Annotated in this window: 19 protein-coding genes and 1 riboswitch; of the genes, 18 read left to right on the forward strand and 1 reads right to left on the reverse strand. The window is 48.5% G+C overall.

Going from position 1 to position 22,018, the window contains the following annotated elements; genetic code table 11:
• The first annotated feature begins 19 nt into the window (after nt 1–19).
• The 12 genes from DHAF_RS06410 to DHAF_RS06465 all read left to right on the forward strand — a co-directional run bounded on the left by DHAF_RS06410 (nt 20) and on the right by DHAF_RS06465 (nt 13,215).
• Nucleotides 20–2,617, forward strand: a complete 2,598-nt coding sequence (locus tag DHAF_RS06410; protein WP_005808097.1) for a molybdopterin-dependent oxidoreductase — start codon at nt 20–22, stop codon at nt 2,615–2,617.
• Nucleotides 2,617–3,195 carry a DMSO/selenate family reductase complex B subunit gene (locus tag DHAF_RS06415; protein ID WP_005808099.1) on the forward strand — a complete coding sequence of 193 codons (579 nt, stop codon included), beginning with the start codon at nt 2,617–2,619 and terminating at the stop codon, nt 3,193–3,195. The genes DHAF_RS06410 and DHAF_RS06415 overlap by 1 nt, the downstream gene beginning before the upstream one ends.
• Before the next feature lie 2 nt (nt 3,196–3,197).
• Nucleotides 3,198–4,040, forward strand: coding sequence for a dimethyl sulfoxide reductase anchor subunit family protein (locus tag DHAF_RS06420; protein ID WP_015943345.1), 843 nt, complete (start codon nt 3,198–3,200; stop codon nt 4,038–4,040).
• 220 nt (nt 4,041–4,260) lie between these two features.
• On the forward strand, nt 4,261–5,079 hold the full coding sequence (locus DHAF_RS06425) for a dimethyl sulfoxide reductase anchor subunit family protein (RefSeq protein WP_015943346.1): 819 nt from the start codon (nt 4,261–4,263) through the stop codon (nt 5,077–5,079).
• Nucleotides 5,080–5,160: 81 nt separating this feature from the next.
• Complete coding sequence (locus DHAF_RS06430) at nt 5,161–5,667, forward strand: iron reductase (protein ID WP_015943347.1); 507 nt, start codon at nt 5,161–5,163, stop codon at nt 5,665–5,667.
• Nucleotides 5,668–5,721: 54 nt separating this feature from the next.
• Nucleotides 5,722–7,404 (forward strand): ATP-binding protein, encoded by a 1,683-nt coding sequence (locus DHAF_RS06435; RefSeq protein WP_015943348.1) that lies wholly within the window; start codon nt 5,722–5,724, stop codon nt 7,402–7,404.
• A 24-nt stretch (nt 7,405–7,428) separates the two neighbouring features.
• The gene (locus DHAF_RS06440; protein ID WP_015943349.1) at nt 7,429–8,133 is read left to right on the forward strand and encodes a response regulator transcription factor; all 705 of its coding nucleotides are present in this window, start codon (nt 7,429–7,431) and stop codon (nt 8,131–8,133) included.
• Between the two features lie 190 nt (nt 8,134–8,323).
• On the forward strand, nt 8,324–8,584 hold the full coding sequence (locus tag DHAF_RS06445) for a chaperone NapD (RefSeq protein WP_005808112.1): 261 nt from the start codon (nt 8,324–8,326) through the stop codon (nt 8,582–8,584).
• Nucleotides 8,577–9,155: a 4Fe-4S dicluster domain-containing protein gene (locus tag DHAF_RS06450; RefSeq protein ID WP_015943350.1), complete on the forward strand. Its 579-nt coding sequence runs from the start codon at nt 8,577–8,579 to the stop codon at nt 9,153–9,155. Before DHAF_RS06445 ends, DHAF_RS06450 begins: the two co-directional genes overlap by 8 nt.
• Nucleotides 9,156–9,170: 15 nt before the next feature.
• Nucleotides 9,171–9,476 (forward strand): hypothetical protein, encoded by a 306-nt coding sequence (locus tag DHAF_RS06455; RefSeq protein WP_015943351.1) that lies wholly within the window; start codon nt 9,171–9,173, stop codon nt 9,474–9,476.
• 33 nt (nt 9,477–9,509) lie between these two features.
• Complete coding sequence (locus DHAF_RS06460) at nt 9,510–11,786, forward strand: nitrate reductase (RefSeq protein WP_005808118.1); 2,277 nt, start codon at nt 9,510–9,512, stop codon at nt 11,784–11,786.
• Between the two features lie 16 nt (nt 11,787–11,802).
• Complete coding sequence (locus DHAF_RS06465; RefSeq protein ID WP_015943352.1) at nt 11,803–13,215, forward strand: 4Fe-4S dicluster domain-containing protein; 1,413 nt, start codon at nt 11,803–11,805, stop codon at nt 13,213–13,215.
• Between the two features lie 107 nt (nt 13,216–13,322).
• Here the strand turns inward: DHAF_RS06465 and cls are convergent, their stop codons facing one another.
• Entirely contained in the window at nt 13,323–14,852 is a 1,530-nt protein-coding gene (gene cls, locus DHAF_RS06470) for a cardiolipin synthase (RefSeq protein WP_005808122.1), read from the reverse strand.
• A gap of 175 nt (nt 14,853–15,027) precedes the next feature.
• Between cls and DHAF_RS06475 the strand changes: the two genes are divergently transcribed.
• From DHAF_RS06475 to cobI, 6 genes are all read left to right on the forward strand, one after another.
• Nucleotides 15,028–15,480, forward strand: a complete 453-nt coding sequence (locus tag DHAF_RS06475) for a MarR family winged helix-turn-helix transcriptional regulator (protein WP_015943353.1) — start codon at nt 15,028–15,030, stop codon at nt 15,478–15,480.
• A 67-nt stretch (nt 15,481–15,547) separates the two neighbouring features.
• Entirely contained in the window at nt 15,548–17,374 is a 1,827-nt protein-coding gene (ftsH, locus tag DHAF_RS06480) for an ATP-dependent zinc metalloprotease FtsH (protein WP_005812291.1), read from the forward strand.
• A 92-nt stretch (nt 17,375–17,466) separates the two neighbouring features.
• Nucleotides 17,467–18,351 carry a glycosyltransferase family 8 protein gene (locus DHAF_RS06485; RefSeq protein ID WP_049769562.1) on the forward strand — a complete coding sequence of 295 codons (885 nt, stop codon included), beginning with the start codon at nt 17,467–17,469 and terminating at the stop codon, nt 18,349–18,351.
• Nucleotides 18,352–18,379: 28 nt separating this feature from the next.
• Entirely contained in the window at nt 18,380–19,543 is a 1,164-nt protein-coding gene (gene cbiD / locus DHAF_RS06490; protein ID WP_005812293.1) for a cobalt-precorrin-5B (C(1))-methyltransferase CbiD, read from the forward strand.
• A 35-nt stretch (nt 19,544–19,578) separates the two neighbouring features.
• Nucleotides 19,579–19,756: riboswitch (cobalamin riboswitch) on the forward strand.
• A gap of 10 nt (nt 19,757–19,766) precedes the next feature.
• The gene (locus tag DHAF_RS06495) at nt 19,767–21,107 is read left to right on the forward strand and encodes a bifunctional cobalt-precorrin-7 (C(5))-methyltransferase/cobalt-precorrin-6B (C(15))-methyltransferase (protein ID WP_005812294.1); all 1,341 of its coding nucleotides are present in this window, start codon (nt 19,767–19,769) and stop codon (nt 21,105–21,107) included.
• 97 nt (nt 21,108–21,204) lie between these two features.
• Nucleotides 21,205–21,948: a precorrin-2 C(20)-methyltransferase gene (cobI, locus tag DHAF_RS06500; RefSeq protein WP_011461549.1), complete on the forward strand. Its 744-nt coding sequence runs from the start codon at nt 21,205–21,207 to the stop codon at nt 21,946–21,948.
• Nucleotides 21,949–22,018: the final 70 nt, after the last annotated feature.

Genomic DNA, 22,018 nt, shown 5'->3' on the forward strand with positions numbered 1-22,018 from the left:
AAGGAGGCTATTCATACTCATGACAAAGTTCTTTGATAAGATCAATGAAATGACAATCAGCCGCAGAAACTTCATTAAAGCCAGTACCGCTGCTGCTGCCAGCTTATCTTTAGTGGGCTGTGGCAATACTCTGACCACCACCAATGCGGGTCAGGCTGCCAATGAAGAAGGAACATGGATTACAGCGGCTTGCTGGCATAACTGCGGCGGACGCTGCCTGAACAAGGCCTTGGTGGTGGACGGCGTCGTTGTCCGTCAAAAAACCGATGACACCCATCCGGACAGCCCGGATTATCCACAGCAAAGGGGCTGCGCCAGAGGGAGATCCCAGCGCCAGCAGATTTTTGGCGCCGATCGCTTAAGATACCCCATGAAACGCAAAAATTGGAACCCAGGGGACGGCGGCAAGAGAGAGCTCCGGGGTAAAGATGAGTGGGTAAGAATTTCCTGGGAAGAAGCCCTGGATCATGTCGCCGCCGAATTAAAACGTGTCAAAGAAACCTATGGCAATAAAGCCATTCTCGCTAAAAGCACGGGTCCGGCTCTTAATGCTTACGGCGGAGCTATGACCTACTGGGGTTGTACTTCAGATGGAGCATGGCCAAAACCTCAGCAATTTATGAACGGCGGCCGTTCCAGAGGCTCCAACGACCGCTTGGATCTGAGAAACTCCAAACTCATTGTCTTGTGGGGAGCTAATCCCGTATGGAGCAGTGGCGGCAATCCTGCCTATAACTTTAAACAGGCCAAAGAAGCAGGGGCCAAATTCATTATCGTCGATCCACTCTATAACGACACAGCCCAACTCCTTGCCGATCAGTGGATTCCGGTAAGACCTGGAACCGATACGGCCTTATTGTTGGGAATGGCCCATTATATGATCACCAATAACCTCCATGATCAGGAATTCCTCGATAAATACTGCGTGGGCTTTGATGCCGAGCATATGCCGGAAGGTGCTGATCCGAAAGAGAACTTTAAGGATTATGTTCTGGGAACCTATGACGGCACACCCAAAACTCCGGAATGGGCTTCCGAGCATTGCGGAACCGATCCGGATCTGATCCGCTCTTTCGCTCATGAGGTTGCCGTGACGAAACCCATGACCTTCACCAGTTCCTCGGCAGCGGCCAGAACCTCCGTAGGGGAACAATTCTGCCAGGCCTTCCTGACCGTGGGCTGGATGACCGGAAATGTAGGGAAACCAGGGGCCAGCGTCTGCTCCAATAACCGTCATAATACCCAAAGCTATGGCGGACCGGCTCTTGTCAAAGCGGGAGGTGCCGGCGGCAAATCTCCGGCTAATCCTGTCTATAAAGAGCCTACCTTCCCCGGCCCCGATCCTTTTAAAACAGACTGGCATGGCATCGTTATCGACGAAGCCTGGGACGCGGTGATCAATGGGGAGTACACTGCAGGAGTAAGAGGCAAACAGCCCTGCGATATCCGCATGATTTGGAATATCGGCTCGGGCAATGTGCTCAACCAGAATACCGATATCATGAAAGGAATCGAAGCCTTCCGCAAAGTTGAATTTGTGGTAACATCGGCCCATTTCCTTACCGCCACGGCCCAATATGCAGATATCGTGCTTCCGGCTACCACCGAGTGGGAAAGACTGGGCGGTTTCTTAACGGGCAACCCGGAAATGATCATTTTCTACAGCCAAATCACCCAACCCATGTTTGAGGCCAAAGATGATGATTGGATGTATGCCGAGATCGGCAAGCGGCTGGGCTTGGATCCTGCTGATTTTGATCCCCTTTCCCCTGAGCAGAAGCTCTTCAATATGGTGGCCGGCTGCACCGTGATGAAGGAAGACGGCTCAGGCTATGAGAAGCTGGTGACCATTACCGCTGAGGATATTGCCGCCCTGGGAGTGAAAGGGACTCCCCAGGAAGGCCGCATCAGCTATCAAGAATTTAAGGAACAAGGAGTCTATCAGGTGCCCCGTTCCCCTGGAGACCAATACACCTATATTGACTATAAAGACTTCATTGAGGACCCTGAAAAGAACCCGCTGGGCACCGAAAGCGGCAAATTCCAAATCCACAGCCAAGGCTTGGCCGATACGATCAATGCTTATGGCTGGAACACCTTAGCTCCCATCCCTAAGTATCAATATGTTACTGAAGGTTATGAAGAGACCTTCGCCAACTTTGAGAAGAAAGAGAAGAGCGGCTATCCGCTCCAGCTCACCACGATCCACTATGCACGCCGCAGCCATTCCACCTTGGATAATATCTCCTGGCTCAGAGAGGCGTTCCAAAACAGACTTTATATTCATCCTGCCGATGCTGCCGCCAGAGGAATCGCTAAAAATGATATCGTGAAAATCAGCAGCCGTCATGGCCAAGTGATCCGGCCTGTGTATATCACAGAGAGAATCATGCCGGGAACCCTTACTTTAGGTCAGGGCGCTTGGGCGGAAGTGGACGACGAAACCGGTATCTGTAAGGCAGGCGCCACCAATGTACTGAATGGAGGACTTCCTACCGGACAAGGGGTGCAGGCATACAACACATGTAATGTTCAAGTCGAGAAGTATGACAGCAAACTGGAAACCGACTATTTATGGCCCAAACGGATTGTTGCTGCACAAGGGGGGAATAAATAATGGCGCAATATGGATTCTACTTTGATATGACCGCTTGTGGCGGATGCAAAACCTGCCAAATTGCTTGTAACGATCGCAATGACCTGAAGCCCGGAACTTTGTTCAGAAGAGTTAAAGGCTTTGAAGGCGGGAAGTTCCCCACGCCTTGGATTTACTACCTTTCCATCACCTGCAACCACTGCAAAGAACCTAAATGTGTGGAAGGCTGCCCAACTCAGGCTATGCATAAGCTGGAGAATGGGATTGTCGCCCACGATAAAAGCAAATGCATCGGCTGCCGTTATTGCACTTGGAGCTGCCCTTATGGGGTTCCTCAATTTATCGAAGAAACCGGCCAGGTCAGCAAATGCGATATGTGCCAAAACTTAGTGGAAAAAGGGGAGAACCCTGCCTGCGTCGATGCCTGCACCATGAGAGCTATCAAATGGGGAGAGCTTGACGAACTGCGGGCAAAATATGGGGCGGATGCCGTAAGTGACTTGCCGGTGCTGCCCAGCTCTGCCAAAACAACCCCCTCCGTTCTGATCAAACCCAAAACCGTTGCTCTCAATAAAGAATTTATAGTGAAGGAGGACTGATCATGGGAGGAGAAACAGCGTTATTGATTTTTTCCTTTTGCATGCAGGCCGCAATCGGGATCATGCTTTTCATGACTCTAAGTCATCAGCTGTATAAAGGAAAAGTCTTCAAAGGTGCAGCGGCAACAGCCGCCGGATTAAGTGTCATTGGTGTTCTGGCTTCTTTGGCCCATCTGGGCCAACCGTTTCACGCCTTGAACTCCCTGTTCAATCTGGGCAGCTCATGGCTGAGCCGGGAAGTGCTCTTTAGCGGAATGTTCATGGGTGTTGCCGTCCTCTATGCCCTGGTCCAATGGTTTAAAGCGGATGCTTCCGCTTTAAGCGCCGGACTGCGGTGGCTGGGCAGCGGTATCGGTCTGATTGCCGTATTTTCCATGAGCAAGCTCTACACCACCGCTTCCGTACCGGTCTGGCAGGGGATCAATACTTTCGTGGACTTCTATGCCACAGCCATTGCTGTGGGGGCCCTTTTGTTCCTCGCCGTAAGCATGAAAGAACTGCAAAATGCCGATAAAAAGATCTTCGGTTATCTGGTTTTAGCTGCGGTGATTATTCAAGCCGCAGTGGCCATACCTTATGCCATCAACTTAGGCCTGGGAGGACCGGCTGCTCAAGCCAGTGCGGCAATCCTCGGCGGTATGAGTTTGATCATTACAGTGAAATGGATTCTGGTTCTGGGCGGAGCCGTTATTCTGCTCTGGCCTACTCTGCAAAAATCCGCCAAGCCTGAGAACCAATCCTCCAGCCTGCTTTACGCTTCCTTAGCCGCCCTGATCTGCGGACAATTTATCGGCCGCTATGTGTTTTACGCAGGGATGGTGGCGTCGACGATTGGGCTGACCTAAGTATCGACTCCCCTAATTATCCCAATTAGTACAATACCTTATTTAAATCCTGCTTTCTTCAGTCTTAGAAAGCAGGATTCTTTTTCTATAACACTTTCTTTAGCAATCGGCTACAAATATTTCCTGGTTTTTTTGTATATTTCTCTATTGGCAATCATGTTAAACTACTGACATATATACTCTGCAATAAGGCTTATAAACTGGAATGAGGTGGATTAAAATGTATAGCGGTGAATGGTCTTTAATTCTTTTCAGTATTCTGACTCAATGTGCGGTAGGGATCTGGGTCGTTGCCGTAGGGCTGAGAACCTTTCTGACCGGCAAAACAGCACCTGAGATTGTAGCTAAACTAACCCGGCGCCCCCTTTTGGTGGTAGGTCCTCTCATGTGTGTCGCCTTAGTGATCTCTATATTTCACCTTGGTTCACCCACACAGGCTTATGCATCGGTAGCTAATTTGCTTACGTCATGGCTGAGCCGTGAGATTGTCTTCAGCGGGTTGTTTTTATTCTTCTGGGTGATCTCGATTGTCTTCTACCGGCGGGAGGCGCCGGGCACGGCTTTAGGATGGTTCACTTCCGCCCTGGGGCTGATTGCCGTATTCAGTATGTCCAGTATCTATTACACGACGCCTATTCCTGCTTGGGCCTCTGCCAATACCTACATTAGTTTTTTCGCCACCATGCTTATTCTGGGAGCCGTTGTCTGTGCCTTATTTATGAAGACCGTCAGGGATTTTCCGAATGTTCCGGAGGTAAGAGGTTTGCTTTGGAAGCTGTCAATCCTTACCCTGGGAGTATTGCTGGTTCAGTTGGCTTTCTTCCTTTTCAACTCCGAGTCATACTCTTTGCTGCCCCTGCTTTACTGTACACTTTTGTTTCTGGGCGGAATCAACTTTGTGGTGTATAGCTTTCAAAACTTTAAAAACCCAGGCAAAAGCTTGCGCTCCGTTTTTTATCTCAGCTTCATCCTGCTCTTCAGCGCCCAAATAATCGGACGCTACCTGTTTTACGCCGGTGCCATACCCATCATGGGATGAAGGCACTTTGGTCAATTTTTTCCACTAACCATCTTTAAACATTCCTGAAAATAGTTTAAGATTTAAGAATGAGGTGATTGAGTGCTGTTCCTTAACCGCTTTACCAAAACCTATCAAAAGCTGCTTTTTGCTTTAGGCCTGTCCATCGTATTTCTGCTCATCACGGCGGTGACCCGAAGCACTGTTAAACAAGCCGGAGGAATAGCCTGCTTCTTTATCGCGGGCATCTTGATCCTGGCGGTGTTTAAGGTTCTCTTCCTGGAATTTGTGGAAGATCCGGATTGGCGTATGAAAGGCAAGAAAGCCATTGAATTTCTGCATACCTGCTTGGGGTGGATTGTTTTTGTCCTGGTGATCTATCATAGTTTGTACTTCTTGTCTTTAGCTTTTTGGCCGCAAAATGAAATTTCCCCCAATTACTACATCACCGGCGTCCTGGCTTTGATCCCCATGAGCTTGGTTGTGACCTCAGGCTTGGATAAAAACATCATGGCCAGAAGCAAAGAGATCAAATCCTCCTATTTTAACCATATTTTTATGACCATTCTCCTGGCGGTGCTCATCGTTATCCATATCAATTTCCAATAAGCAGAGTTTAAGTTTTGGCCTCTGCGTGTATGATTACCTGATAAGTGAGCTGATATGATGAAGGATAGTTTAACGCATCGGTTTATGCTGTTCACCACCATTGTGGTGGTATTCATTATGCTCATCAATTTCATCTGGGATTATCGCAACCAAAGAGCTCAAGCTACTTTAGAAATGCATGAGAAAGCCCAGGTTATCACAAAGCAGCTCATCGCCACCCGTGAAGTCATCGCGAAGAATCAGAACCGCATTAATTATGACTCCAAGGGAAATTTTGAGTTTAAGCATCTTAATCCGGCAGCGGTTGGCATGCAAATCGGCGATATCTTTGGGCAGCTGACCCATTACTCCATTAAACAGACGCGGCTTGACTACCGCTCCGCCGGCAATGCTCCGGATGATTATGAAGCCCAGGGATTGCTGAGGTTTAGCAATGAACCCCATCTTGCCGAAATCTGGGGCGAAGATGTAGTGGCAGGAGAGCGGGTTTTCCGCTATATGGTCCCCTTGCATATGCAGGAAGAATGCCTCTCCTGTCATGGCGAGCCGATTGGTGATTTGGATATCACCGGACATTGCAAAGAAGGGTATAAGGTTGAGGATTTAGGCGGAGCCATCAGCCTGATTATGCCTATGGATATTTTCCTGCACGGGATTAAGCTCAATGTATACCGCCATCTGTCTTTTTCACTGCTGCTGATCGGTGTGATTGTGATCTCCATGTACTTGCTGGTCACCCGCCTGGTCACCCGTTCTTTGGGGGAGCTGAAGGGCGCCACGGCCCAAGTGGGACAAGGAGATTTTGATATTGACCTCAATCGCATTAAGGCTCAGGGTGAAATAAAAGAACTGGCTCAGCATATCCAAGAAATGGCCGATCAGTTGAAGGATCTCTATCAGAATTTAGAGGCCAAGGTGGAAAAGCGAACCCATCAGCTGAAATTGGTCAATGAAGACTTAAGAATCAAGCAGGATGAATTGGAAGCTGCCAATATTAAACTGAATGAGATCAATACCTACAAGTCGGAGTTTCTGGCCATTATGAGCCATGAATTAAGGACTCCCCTGACCTCCGTCATGGCTTTTACCGATCTGCTTCTTCAGGATCTCCCCAAGGAATTAAAACAAGAGCGGCAGAATCTCAAGTACATTAAAGCCAACAGCCAAAACCTGTTGAAGCTGATCAACAACATCCTTGATCTGGCCAAGATCGAAGCCGGGCGCCTTGAGTTGAAATTAGAATATGTGGATATGGCCGATGTTATGGGGGCCATTGACAGCGTTATCGCCCCTTTGGCCAAGAAGAAAGGCATAACCTGGGAAATAAGCCTTGATCCTGAGGTTTCTTTGCTGCGCGCGGATCCGGAGAAACTGCGCCGGGTCATCGAGAATTTAGTCGGGAACGCCATTAAATTCACCCCTGCTGAGGGACGGGTGGAAATTGAGGTGAAAAATGGGCCAAGGGACAATTGGCTCATGATCCGCGTTATTGATACCGGAATTGGCATCCCTCCTGAAGAGCAGGAAGAGATTTTTGAACGGTTTACCCAGATAGACAGCTCCAACTCCAGAAAATATGGAGGTACAGGTCTGGGCCTAGCTTTGGCCAAAGAATTAGTCAGCCTTCACAAAGGAGAACTATGGGTCGAGAGCGAATTAAACAAAGGCAGTACTTTTGTGGTACTCTTACCGAAGGATCCCGACAAAGTCGATCCAGGGGGTAATAAAGAAATATAGAGCGAGGCGCAAGGAGGAAAAGGGATGAAGCGCACCTATAAGGTTTTGTTGGTCGATGACGAAGAGAGCATCTATAGAGTTGTCGAGCAAGTCCTCAAGAGGGAAGCTTATGAACTGCTTTATGCGGACAATGGCGAAGGGGCCCTGGAGTCCTTTCAAAAAGAAAGTCCGGATTTAGTGATACTTGATGTGATGCTGCCCCTGATCGATGGCTATGAGGTATGCCGAACCATCAGAGAAACAAGCAAGGTCCCCATTCTTATGCTTTCGGCCAAGGGGGAGATTATCGACAAAAGCGTGGGATTTAATCTCGGCGCCGATGACTATCTTGTCAAGCCCTTCAGCCCCGTTGAATTGGGGTTGCGTGTTAAAGCTCTCCTGCGGCGTTCATTTGACAAAGAACAGTCCGTTTCCAAAGTAAGGAAGACCACCAAAATAAGTAAAGGGGAGCTGGAAATCAACTGTGAGAGTCATGAGGTCTTTGTGCGGGGCAAGCCTGTTTATTTGACTCCCAAAGAGTTTGAGTTGCTCACGTTTATGGCGGAGCATCCTGATCAGGTCTTTACCCGGGAACAGCTCTTTGCCCATATGTGGAGAGACGAGTATGTCAATGATACCAGCACGATTACCGTATTCATTCGCAAGCTGAGAGAGAAAATCGAACGGGATCCGGCCAAGCCCCAATATATCCAAACCGTATGGGGAATCGGGTATAAGTTTTCCCAGTAGATTTTTGCTTAAGTTTTTGTTAAGAATATCACAAGAAAATGTGAAGATTTTGTTAAGAATTTCTGAATATTTGACTAACGTTCTCGTAAGAAATACTTGCTATATTAAAAGCAAGTATTTTTTTTGCGAAAATTAGGGCATTCTCCATTAAAGAGGCAAGAAAAAGAGGGAAGGGGGCACCGAATGCTTTATGGTGATTTCAAGTTTAATAGTAAAATGCCTGCCCGGTTTTGAGGAGCCGCTTTTAAGCCGGCTAAAAGATCTGGAAAGGGTTTCTGTGGAAGGAGTCATGAATGGGGATATCATTCTGGTCATGGAAAATGAGCTGGTACATGATGCGGTGCAGATGATTGAAAGCGGGATTGGTGCATTGCCAGGAGTCACTGGAGTCTATCCGGTTTATATAGCTATGGACACGGATTTCCCTGAAGGAGGTGTGAATTTTGCTTAAGGGAAATGAACCCATCAGTCGGAGAGACTTCCTGGGCACTGTGGTCAATGACTTTTGCAGGCTGACCATCAATGCGGTCAAGGCCACAGCCCCCGGGAAAAGCCTCATAAGACCTCCTGGAGCGATAGAGGAAATCGCTTTTCTGGCCGGCTGTCAACGCTGTGGGAAGTGCAGTGGAGCTTGTGAAGATAGGTCTATTCACATAGCCGGACCGGATGAAGGAGTTTTAGTTGGAACTCCTTACCTTGTTCCTGATGAACAGCCTTGCACATTCTGTCTGCGATGTATTGAAGTGTGTCCAAGTGGAGTTCTAGAGAAACGGGAGTCCAGCCAATCCTATGCTATAGGTGTGGCCAAAATCAATCAGGATCATTGCCTCGCTTATCATGAACAACTTTGCAGTTCCTGCCTTTATGCCTGCCCGATGGGCATAAAGGCCATTGAATTAAGAGACTTTCGCTATCCCATCATCCGGACGGAATGCTGCATTGGCTGCGGCCGATGTATCAAGGCATGTATCGCGGAAAATCCTGCAATCACTGTGGTACCATGCCCAACTAAGAAAGAATGATAAGGAGAGAGAATTATGGTTCGTTGCCAAAAAACAGCAAAAGTCCTGTTGTTAATGCTGCTGGTGTTAATGCTCAGTGCCCTTGTGTTAACCGGCTGCCAAAGTCAGCCTGTGGACCAGTCTGCCAATCCGCCTGCTCCGGTTGGGGAGAAAGAGCCTGGGACGGCAATGGGCAGTGCAACTGTAGAAGGCTTTCCGCCGCCGGCTTCCCATGCCATTGAAGGCAGAGAGAATTGCGGCACCTGTCATAACGAGGGTGTGGGAGGCGCTCCCAAGACCCCTCATCCGGAGCTGACCGTCTGCCGGCAATGCCATGTTTAATCAGATAAGTTGATTTTTGAAGGAGGTTAGACCATGGAATTCAGTAGAAGAAATTTTCTCAAAACCTGTGCAATTTCGGCAGCAATGATGACAGTAGGATGTACCAGTCAAACCAAGACGATTCAGGTTGACCCGCCTGAACCAGCCCCCAGCGCCCCTAAGCAGATAGATGTGGATCAATGGGTTAAATCCGTATGCAGATATTGCGGAACCGGTTGCGGTGTGCTGATCGGTGTGAAGGATGGCAAAGTAGCTGCCGTAAAAGGGGATCCGGATAATGAAGGCAATAAAGGGCTGCTCTGCGCCAAAGGCTATTATTTGCCACAGGTCATTACCCATAGCGAACGTGTTACCAAGCCTTTGATACGTAAAAATGGCAAATTGGAGCCCTGTACTTGGGACGAAGCCATGGAACTGGTTACTGCAAAGTTTAAGGAATCCATTGCCAACAATGGTCCGGATTCCGTAGCCTTCTATGGTTCCGGACAGCAGTTGGCGGAAGAAGGTTATGTGGCCAATAAACTCTTCAAGGGAGCCATCGGCACCAATAATATTGACGGGAATCCGCGGCTTTGCATGGCCAGCGCGGTAGGCGGTTTTACCACTACCTTTGGTGCCGATGAACCCATGGGATGCCTCGAGGATTTTGAACATGCCAATGTGTTCTTTATTATCGGCTCCAATATTGCGGAAGCACATCCGGTTCTGTTTGGCAGACTGACGGATAAAAAGAAAAAAGATCCTGATACCAAAATAATTATCGCCGATCCGAGACGTCATCGCTCTCATGAAATTGCCGATATTTCGCTGCAATTTGTACCGGGGACCGATATGGCCCTTCTCCACGCCATGGCTTATGTGATCATCGAGGAAGGAATGGCGGACGAGGAGTTCATCGCTAAACATACGAGCTTTTCCAATGGCAAAGAAGCTATAACCTTTGCAGCTTATAAGGAGTTCCTTAAGGAATTTACACCGGAAAAGGCTGAAAAAGTAACGGGCCTTCCAGCTGCTCAAATCCAAGAGGTTGCCCGCCTCTTCGGTGAAAAAGGCAAGAACACCATGTCCATGTGGACGATGGGTATTAATCAGCGGGTAGCCGGTGTCTGGGCTAATAATCTTATTCATAATCTGCATCTGCTTACCGGGAAAATCTGCAAACCTGGCTCAACTCCTTTCTCCCTGACCGGTCAGCCCAGTGCCTGCGGCAGTGTCCGGGAAACGGGAGCATTATCTCATTTACTCCCCGGACATCGTGTCATTGCTAACGAGAAGCACAGGAAAGAAGTGGCCGAGCTATGGGGCGTGCCGGCTGATCGCATTAGTCCTCAAGCCGGTCTCCATACCATGGAGTTATTTAAGGCCTGCGGGGACGGCCGGGTTAAGTGCCTCTATGTTATGTGCACTAATCCGGCTCACTCCCTGCCGAATGTCAATGCTTATCAGGAGGGGTTTGAAAAGGTCTTCCTGGTGGTAGCGGAGGCGTTCCACCCCACAGCTACCACCAAGTATGCCGATGTGGTTCTTCCGGCAGCTTTCTGGTGTGAGAAAGAAGGGGTGTACGGCAATACGGATCGCCGTACCCAGCATTTGGCTAAAGCCATCAACCCCCCCGGTGAAGCTAAGCCGGATTTGGATATTCTTCTCGACCTTGCCCAGCGCCTGGGCTATGGGGAGCTGTTTCCCTTCAAAACTCCCGAAGATGTCTGGAACGAATACCTTAAATGTACAACAGGGACTCATATGGAACTGGCCACCTATCCGGCCCTTAGGGAGGCCCATGGCATTCAGTGGCCGGTTAAGGATCACCAGGGCAATAAAGGGGCCGTGCGCCGTTATGTGGCTCCCGAGGATCCCTATGTCAAAGAAGGCATTGATTTCTATTCCGCAAAGGATCACAAGGCGGTTATCTTTGCCAGACCGTATCTGGGTCCTGCAGAAGTGGTGGATGAGGAGTACCCCTACTATTTAACGACCGGCCGGATTCTTGAACACTGGCATACCCTGACCATGACAGGCAAATGCCCTACCTTAATGCGGGCGGTGCCCAAACAGTATGTGGAATTAAATCCCCAGGACGCTGCTGAATTGGGGATCAAAGAGGGGGATACGGTCCGGCTGGTTTCCCGCAGGGGCAAGGTCGAAATACCGGTCAGAGTAGGGAAGCCTGGCGAACCGCGACCCGGTCTGCTCTTTGCTCTTTGGTTTGAACCGGATCCCCTGGTAAATGCTGTAACCATTGATGCCGTGGATGCTGCTTCCAAAGAGCCTGAATTCAAGATTTGTGCTGTTAAAATAGAAAAAGTCTAAGAAAGATGGCGGAGTAATGCTTAAATTCTCCTGGAATCGGTGTCGGCGCCTTGTTCAAGCAGGCATGATCTTAATTTTTCTATTACCCCTTACGGGAATGTACCAGGTGCTGGGGACGTTGAGTTCCAGCCGGATTCTCGGCTTGACCTTAACAGATCCTTTGGCTTTTGGGGAAGTCCTCTTGGCATCAAAAACCATCACCATGACTTTCCTGATCAGTGCACTATGGATTGCCGGGCTCTATCTCTTCTTAGGGAAAGCTTTCTGCAGCTGGATTTGCCCGATAGGATTCCTGATTGAAGGAGTTGATGCTCTAAAGAGAAAATGGCCATGGCTAACACGGATTCAGATTCATAAAAATGTCATCGATGAACAGAATCAATATTACTGGGCTTTACCATTCTTTTTAGTCCTTAGTTTGGTTGTTGGGATTCCTGTATTTCAGACTTTATCCCCCATAGGTATCATCTATAGAGCCTTTCTGTTCGGGTTAGGGCTGGAAGTTTTGCTTATCCTGATCATCATTGTCTTGGAACTGGCAGGATACAGGCGTGGCTGGTGCCGGATGCTTTGTCCAATCGGCGCATTCTATGCCCTGAGCGCCCGCTGGAGTCCCGTCAAGGTTCGCTGCGATACAGATAAGTGTGTACAATGCTTTCAATGTGTAAAGGCTTGCGATTATACCGCCGCAAGCTTAAAAAACATGATTGAAGAAGGAAAGGTATACGCGGCTTCAAGTTTGTGTACCCGCTGCGGCCGCTGTATCGATGTCTGTCCGGCCAGGGCTTTGCAGTTTTCGCTGAAACCGGAGAAATCTCCGGAACCAGAAAGTATGACTATGGCCAAGAACCTGAAAGCAGCTGCCCCGGCGGCGGGGAGGATATCCCGAAGAACTGCTTTGCAGGGTGTGGGCTTAGTGGTCTTGGCAGGTTTAAGCTATAGGCCTGCCAAGGCTCTCGCAGCCGCTGCTCCTAAGGTTTTTCGCCCCCCGGGTGCGGTTGGGGATGAAGAGTTTTTGGCGAAATGTGTTCGCTGCGGCAAATGCATAGAGATCTGTCCAGATAAGACCTTATTAAGCGCCCATCTGGATCAGGGTTTAAATCTGGGGACACCCTACTTTATTCCCCGTCAAATCCCCTGCTCACTGTGCATGGAGTGTCCTGACGTATGTCCCAGCGGCGCCCTGGTGCCCTTAGACATGCGTGAAGTAAAAATCGGCATTGCCGAAATTGATCAAGACCGCTGTTATGCTTATCAGGATGATGTGTGCCGCTCCTGTTACAACAGCTGTCCATTGATTGATGAAGCGATTATGATGGAAGGATTTCAATATCCGGTGGTTGATCCGGAGATCTGTACAGGATGCGGAATCTGTGAGTATGTCTGTGTGATGGAATATCCAGCTATTCGGATTAAACGGATGTCCTGAGTTCTTTATTGCCATCTCCTCTTAAAATAAATAGGCTAAGTGTTTATAAACTCAAACAGGAGCTTTTCAGCAGATCCACGAAGATGCTGAAAAGCTCCTGTTTAATTCTACATCAATGGGGCGAAAATACGGAGGATTGTACGCCCTAATCTACGGTACCATCTGACAGCACGACAGTCTTCCAGGGTAATTTGCTGGCATTTGGTTAACGTTGCTAAATAATCTTCTTTTACGGCCAGGACACTTTGGGTGTTATAGAGGTAGACCCCGCATTCGAAGTGCAGGTAAAGGCTCCTGTAGTCCATGTTGATGGTTCCCACCACAGCGTGGACGTCATCGATCAGGATGGATTTGGCATGGATAAAGCCGGGTGAATATTCGTAGATTTTTACGCCGCTTTCCACCAGAAATTCGTAGTTGGAACGGGTCATGGAATGAACAAACCAACGATCCCCGCGATAAGGAGTCACGATGCGCACATCGACACTTCGCTTAGCGGCAGAGCAGAGGGCTGAAAGCATTACATTATTAAGGATAAGATAGGGTGTGTTAATATAGATATAGCGTTCAGCTTGAACGATGAGAGTGAGGTAGACGTTTTCGCCCATCGGTTCTTCATCCAAGGGGCTATCCCCAAAAGGCTGGACGAACCCATCGCTGGGGTAGGCTTCCGCCTCATGCACAGGTAACTTAAACCGGGTGTAGTCTTCATCCGTCTCGGTCTCATAATTCCATAAAGATAAGAACATCACGGTGAAATTCCAGACAGCTTCTCCTTGGATGAGTATAGCGCTATCCTTCCAATGACCAAACCGATCATACGCATTAATATATTCATCCGCCAGATTGATTCCGCCTGTAAAGGCTGTTTTTCCATCGATCACGGCGATCTTGCGATGATCCCGGTTATTCATGTGAATGGAGAGAACGGGAATCAGACGGTTAAAGACACTGCACTTAATTCCTTTCTCCTCCAGCTTCTTTTCATAGCCATAGGGCAGCTTGAAGAGACTGCCTACATCATCGTAAAGAACCCGGACATCTACACCTTGTTGGACTTTCTCCACTAAAATCTCCAGGATAGAATCCCACATGACTCCTTCATCAATAATGAAGTATTCCAGGAAGATGAATTTTTCGGCCTTTCTTAACTCTTCCAGCAAACGCTCATACATCAGCTCTCCGAGGGGTAAATATTCAGTAATGGTATTTTGATAAACAGGGCAATAGGAATATTTATCGATATAACGTGAAAGATTAGCTGCACGGTGGTTTTGCGCCTCAAGTTCCTGAAGGATGGCTTGATTCGGGATGAGGGACTGATTCATTTTTTCATTGACAGCTTTCATCTCGCGCTTTTTACGCTTGCTTAATTTATTGCGGCCAAATAAAAGATAAAACAGCCCGCCAAAGATAGGAAAAATAAGGATTGGGATAACCCAGGCAATCTTATAGGCGGGGTCAGATTTGCTGTTCAATATATAAAGCAGAGCAACGATGCTGAGCGATGTGCAAACGGTATAAAAATAAATAAAATAACTGCTGAATCTCCAGATGATCATAACCAGAGCAAAGATTTGCAGGAGGAGAAGCAAGGCGATAAAGATCACACGGTAAAGCATCGGCAAGTTTTTCATGATTCTCCCTCCTCCTCATTATTATTATCTTTTAGTATATGTAATCCTCAGACTTTTTGTCCAATAATAAACAACAAAGTTTTATCGTGTCTTAAAATGTATTGACTAAACAAAGTATACCCTATACTATATATAGTGTAAAGATAATATTGGAGAGCGTGGTGGAGGCCAAAGCATGAGAAGCATGGTGTTTGAGAATGAAATCTGGGATTTCTTGAGGACGATAACCGAAGGTATGGCCAATGCATTTCGCCCGATTGTTGAAGAATACGGTTTAACTTTAATGCAGACTCGGATCTTGGTGGAAGTTAAAGACGGGGCACCTCATACTATAGGAAGTCTGGGAAGTATTATTGGCCTTTCCAGCGGGAATGCTTCCTCTATGTGCAAGAAATTGGAGGCAGCAGGATTTCTAAGGCGTATTCGTACACCTGAGGACGAACGGTTCGTGAAACTTGCCCTGACCCGGCACGGTGAAGACACAATTTATCGCATCGAAGAGGATCTTGAACGACGATGCGGTGTTTTTTTGGAATATAAAGGTGAACAGGAATATCAACGATTTATTGAGTGCATGGAAAATGTCAAAGCCTTTATGCAAGAGATGTATGAATTTCAACCGAAATAGAATTTTCAATCGAAAAGAATAAGGCTCACGGAAGCGGTTAGTTATAGAAAATAATGGAGTGAAAAAAATGAATGAAAAACCAACGCCGAAGAAACCGCTTATCTATTATTCCCTGATTGCCTTGTTGATTCTTCTGCTTCTGAATGCTTTTGTGTTTCCGCACTTGCTGAAAAGACAGGTTACCCAAGTGGATTATGGCTCTTTCCTGTCCTATCTTGAGAGTGGAACGATTTCGGAAGTCGAAGTTCAGGATAATCAGATTGCCTTTATGACCAAGGATTCAACAGGCAAAGAAACGATTTTTGTTACGGGCGCCATGGCAGACCCTGAATTGGTTAATCGTCTTAAGGCTGCCGGGGTGGATAAATATTCTCAGGTTATCCCCAAGGAGAACTCCCCCCTCATGAACATTCTCTTAACCTGGATTCTCCCCATGATTCTCTTATTTGGACTTTGGATGCTGCTGGGAAATCTGATGCAGAGAAAGATGGGCGGCGGCATGAACGCCATGACCTTTGGCAAGAGCAATGCTAAAATCTACGTTCAAGCCCAGACAGGTAAGACCTTTGCCGATGTGGCCGGTCAGGATGAGGCGAAAGAAGCTCTGACTGAGATCGTGGATTTTCTTCACGACCCCAGCCGTTATGCCGCCATTGGAGCCGATCTGCCGAAAGGGGCTCTCCTGGTGGGTCCTCCGGGAACGGGGAAGACCTTGCTGGCCAAGGCCGTTGCCGGAGAAGCAAAAGTGCCCTTTTTCTCCATATCCGGAAGTGAATTTGTAGAGATGTTTGTGGGTATGGGCGCGGCCAAAGTCAGAGATCTATTTAAACAAGCCAATGAAAAAGCCCCCTGCATCGTTTTTATCGATGAGATTGATACCATCGGCAAAAAACGGGATGGAGGCTCCTTCGGCGGAGGCAATGATGAACGGGAGCAAACCTTGAACCAACTTCTGTCCGAGATGGATGGTTTTGACGGCAAGAAGGGTGTGGTGATTCTCGCCGCTACCAACCGGCCGGAGTCCTTAGACAAGGCTTTGCTGCGTCCGGGGCGCTTCGATCGCCGGATCCCTGTGGAGCTTCCGGATTTGGCAGGCCGGGAAGCCATCCTGAGAGTTCATGGGCAAAAGGTAAAAATGGACTCCCCTATCGACTTTAAAGCCATCGCCCGGGCCACTGCCGGAGCATCCGGAGCGGAATTAGCCAATATCATTAATGAAGGAGCTTTACGGGCTGTTCGCTGCGGGAGAAGCCGGGTGAATCAAAGTGATTTGGAGGAGTCTGTGGAAGTTGTGATTGCCGGTTATCAGCGGAAGGGGGCAGTGATTTCTCATCGCGAGAAAGAGATTATTGCTTTCCACGAGATTGGCCATGCTTTAGTAGCCACCAAACAAACGGACTCTGCTCCTGTGCATAAGATTACCATTATTCCAAGGACTTCCGGGGCCTTAGGCTATACCATGCAAGTGGAAGAAGATGAGCGCGTTCTCATGAGCAAAGAAGAGGCCTTCAATAAAATCACCACCTTTACAGGGGGCCGGGCAGCCGAAGAATTGATCTTTGGAACCTATACTTCAGGAGCCTCCAATGATATTGAACAAGCCACCAAAATTGCCCGGGCCATGGTTACCCGTCTGGGGATGAGCAAGAATTTCGATATGATGGCTTTAGAGACAGTGAATAATCCTTACCTTGGCGGCGATACTTCCTTGATGTGTTCTCCGGAAACCGCAGCCAGGATTGATGAGGAGATTTTATCCATTATCAAAAGCGCCCACAAAAAAGCCTTTGAAATTTTAAAAGAAAATATTGAAAAGCTTCATGAATTAGCACGTTATTTGTTGGAAAAGGAAACCATCACCGGAGAAGAATTTATGGCGGTGCTCTCCAGGTAGAAAACAAGGACTGGTGATGTTTTGACATCCCAGTCCTTGTTTGGCGTTAAGCTGCTGCATCGCACTATTCTCTTGTTCTAAGATAAATCAGCATGATCGATCAGGATAAGATCAATCAGCAAAGGGGTAAAACGATGAATATTTTAGTCACCCTGAACTCAAGTTATGTAAAACAGTTAATGGTTATGCTGACCTCTCTGCTTGACTCCAACCCAGGGGAGCAGTTTACGGTTTATGTAGCTCATTCCGCTATGTCCAAGGAGGACTTTGCACGTATCGATCAGGCCATTGATAGCTCACGATGTAAGGTTGAAGGAATTAAGCTGTCTGATGAAGGTTTGAGCAAGGCACCTATTACCAGCCGCTATCCCAAGGAAATGTATTACCGGATTTTTGCAGTGAATTATCTTCCCGATCACCTTGAACGAATTTTGTACCTGGATCCTGATCTTGTCGTCATCAATCCTCTAAAGGAGCTCTACACCATAGACTTCCAAGGAAACTTCTTCGCAGCAGCCTCCCATGTTAAGGAACTATTGAAAAAACTCAATCACGTCAGACTTAATATGGCTGAAGACAGCACCTATGTCAATTCGGGGGTGATGATGATGAACTTGTCCCTGCTGCGCCAGGAACAGGATGTTCATGAAGTCTACCAATATATTGAAGAATACAAGCACCGCTTATTCCTGCCTGACCAGGATGTTCTTAATGGGGTGTATAGTGATAGAACCCTGACTGTAGATGCGAAAATCTATAATCTCAGTGAGCGGTATTATGCCCTCTATAATCTGAACCCCAAGTACTGGGATGCTAAAATTGATCTGGATTGGGTCCGCAGCAATACAGCGATTATTCACTATTGCGGCCGCAACAAACCCTGGAAAGACAACTATATTGGGGATTTGAACGTTTTTTATAAAAACTATGAGCAAAAGGTTCGTGCCAAAATGAAGGATTTTGAAACTATGAGGTGAAATGATAGCATTATAGTTAAATACGATAATGGGTGGGGCGGCTGATATGAGGAAAAAGACGAAGGACAGGCATTCATGGAAAACGGGCTTTACTACGGGCAGTTGTGCAGCAGGGGCAGCAAAAGCTGCCTGCCTTTTGCTGAAAGGACTGCATCAGGGAACAGAGGTGGATATCCCGCTGCCTCAGGGCGAACGGCTTCAATTGCCTGTACATAGATGGGACAGGGCGGAAGATGTTGCTTGGGTAAGCATTATCAAAAATGCGGGAGATGATCCCGATGTCACCCATGGTTTGGAAGTGGTCGCCAGGGTGCAGCTCCTTTCTCAAAGAGGAGAAATCCTTATTCGCGGCGGGCGGGGCATCGGAGTTGTCACCAAAAAGGGTCTGCAGATTCCTCCGGGGGAAAGCGCTATCAATCCTGTTCCCCGGTCCATGATTCAGGCCGCGGTACGGGAGGTATTTCCCCAGGAAGAAATCCTGGTGGTGATCGAAGTGCCTGAAGGGGAACGGCTTGCTCTAAAGACCTTGAACCCCCGACTGGGAATTATGGGAGGGGTATCGATCTTAGGTACAACGGGTATCGTTCGGCCGATGTCGGAAGAAGCCTTTAAGAATTCGATCCTGCCTGAATTGGATCAAGCCGTCGCTTATGGACACAAAGCCATTGTTCTGACTCCCGGCAATTATGGCTTTAAGGTAGCCAGGGAGCAGCTCATGGTCCCTGAGGAAGCCATTATTCAGATGAGTAATTTTGTGGGCTTTTTGCTGGAAGAGGCTGCTTATCGCAAGATCGAAAAGGTGCTTCTCTTAGGTCATATTGGCAAACTCATTAAAGTGGCCGGGGGAATATTCCATACTCATACTCATGTTGCCGATGCCCGGATGGAGATCCTGGTGGCCCATGCCGCCCTGGCTGGTATGGATCAAAATTCCTTGCAGACCATCGCGGAGTTGCCGACAGTTGAAGGTGCTGCCGAGGAAATTCGCAGCAAGGGCTGGGGGAGCCTTTTATTTAAACTGGCTGAAAGGGCAAGCCACCGGGCTCAAGACCATGTACATGGGGAACTTCAGGTGGGAACTGCCTTTACTTTGCTTAACGGAGAGATCATCGCCTGGGATGATCCGGCTATGGAGATCGGCAAAGAATTTTGGCATTGGCCGCCGGTGGAGGAGGAATTTTGGCGAAAATAGAGAATAGTTTAGTAATTCGAATTAAGTTGTCTTAACAACCGAATAGTATTCAAGGTTCCTCTTTAGAGGAAGAAAAGGGAAGCCGGTGAAAATCCGGCGCGGTCCCGCCACTGTGAACCACGAGTGCCTCTTAAGGCCCACTGGGATGAGCCTGGGAAGGGAAGAGGCATAAAGACTGGAAGCCAGGAGACCTGCCTTGAACATTGCGCTACGTCCACGAGCGATGGATGATGTAGTGACGATTTCGGAAATACCGAAGGGAAGAACCAAAGAGCCGCTCAGGGCTCTTTTTTGTTTAGCTTGCTTTTTTATTGAGCTTAATCGAGGGGAAGGTGATGGGATGATTCAAATAGTGGGGATAGGCCCTGGTACGAGAGCATGGGTTCCCCAGGCTGTTGAAGCAATGGTCGCTCAGAGCGATGTTTTGGTAGGAGGGATACGAGCCCTGGAGCTGTTCCCGGATTTCCAGGGAGAGTCATACCGGGTCACTGGAAATCTGGCGGAAACTCGGCAAACCTTGCAGAAAGTATTGCAGCAGGGCAAAAAAGCCAGTGTCCTGGTTTCCGGTGATCCAGGTTTCTATAGTCTGCTTCCTTGGCTGAAAAGGGAGTTTCCTCAAGAAGAAATTCAAGTATTGCCGGGCCTCAGCTCCATTCAGCTGGCCTTTGCCCGGGCAGGGATACCCTGGCAGGATGCAGAGCTGCTTAGTGTCCATGGACGTCCGCTGAACTGCTTGCCTTTACATCTCAGCCGGCCAGTGGGGGTTCTTACTGGCGGTGAAAACTCACCCCGGAAGATCGCTGAGTATTATCGCACCTATGGCTGCAATCCGCGGATTTCACTTGGCAACGCCTTAACCTATGCGGAAGAGCGTTGGCTGAATACAGATGCTGATCAGCTCATGAATTCAGAAGAAGATTTCGCCAATGCGGTGATGATCCTCTATCCGGAAGAAGCGGAGCATAAGCCGGAACAATCTGTCCTCTCCCTGCCCAGGAGCTTTGGCATCAAGGATGAGGAGTTTATACGCGGTGATGTCCCCATGACCAAGACGGAGATTCGCGTTCAAGTTCTGGCTAAGGCGGGAATTATCCCCGCGAGCCGGGTCTTGGATGTGGGAGCCGGGACGGGAAGTATAAGCATTGAAGCTGCTCTTCTGGCTCATCGCGGCTGCGTTTATGCGGTGGAGGAAAATCCGGAGGCACAAGAGCTGATCCTGAAGAATCAGGAGAAATTCCGGGTAAGCAACCTGCGCTTGATTCGTGGCTCCGCACCGCTGGCTCTGCAGGAAATCCCGCCTGTGGATGTCTGCATTATTGGCGGAAGCCATGGACAGATTCGGGAGATTTTACACCAAGCCCCTCTGGTACCTGGGGGACGGGCAGTGGTGACTGCCGTAACTTTAGAGACATTGGCTCATGGTATGGAGGCCCTGAAAAGCTTGCAATACGAAGATGTTGATGTGGTTTCGATCCAAGCTGTGCGCTGGAAGGGCATTAAGGATATTCATCTTGCCCAGGCCCAAAATCCTGTATTTATACTCTCAGGAAGGAAAGGAAGCTAAGGTCTCCGCTCAAACACAGGAGCCAAGACCCCTGGCAAGGGAGCGGCACTGCAGAACTGCAAGCTGGTGGCAAGACGAGGAACTAAGGAGGAACAAAGTGAAGAAGGATAAGCATGAAGACAAAAACACAGTAACCACCCTGATCGGGGAAAAGGCCAAATTCTATGGGGTGGGCGTAGGGCCGGGGGACCCTAAGCTCATTACTTTACGGGCCGTGGAAATATTACAAGCTATTCAAGTTGTCGCCATACCCAAATCCAAGATGGAGCGGGAAAGTGTTGCCTGGGAAATTGCCCAGTCACACTGCCCCTCCGGAGTCAGCATTTTAGAGCTGGAAATGCCGATGACCGCCGACGAAAGCATACTCCAGGCTGCTTGGCAGAGTGCAGCGGAGAAGATTGAGGCGGAGCTCAGTCAAGGGCATTCTGTTGCCTTCCTTACCTTAGGTGATCCTTCCTTATACAGTACCTATAGTTATTTACTGACCATTCTAAGAGAGCGGCTTGAGCCGGACCAAATAGAGACCATCCCAGGGATCACGGCTATGGCGGCTGCCGCTGCCCGAGTGAATTGGCCTTTAGCCACAGGTGATGAGCCTCTGATTGTTTTGCCGGGGATTGAAGGTTTAGAGGAGTATGAGCACTACCCTAATCTCGTCTTAATGAAAGTATCGCGGAATCTGCCGGAGGTGCTGAATCATGTCCAAAGGACCGGGTCACAGGCGGTTTTAGCTACCCGGGTAGGTCAGGCGGGGGAAGAGATTCGTTTGCTTGATCCGGAGGAAGTGCTGGAAAAAGTGGACTATTTGAGTCTTGTGCTTTGCAGGAAGCCTCAATCGTGAGCGAGATAGTTTGAAAGATATTGTCTCCAGGATTTTGTTTTACATCGTTCGCTCAATGAGCTGCGCGGAC

The sequence above is a fragment of the Desulfitobacterium hafniense DCB-2 genome (assembly GCF_000021925.1).
Taxonomy (GTDB): domain Bacteria; phylum Bacillota; class Desulfitobacteriia; order Desulfitobacteriales; family Desulfitobacteriaceae; genus Desulfitobacterium; species Desulfitobacterium hafniense.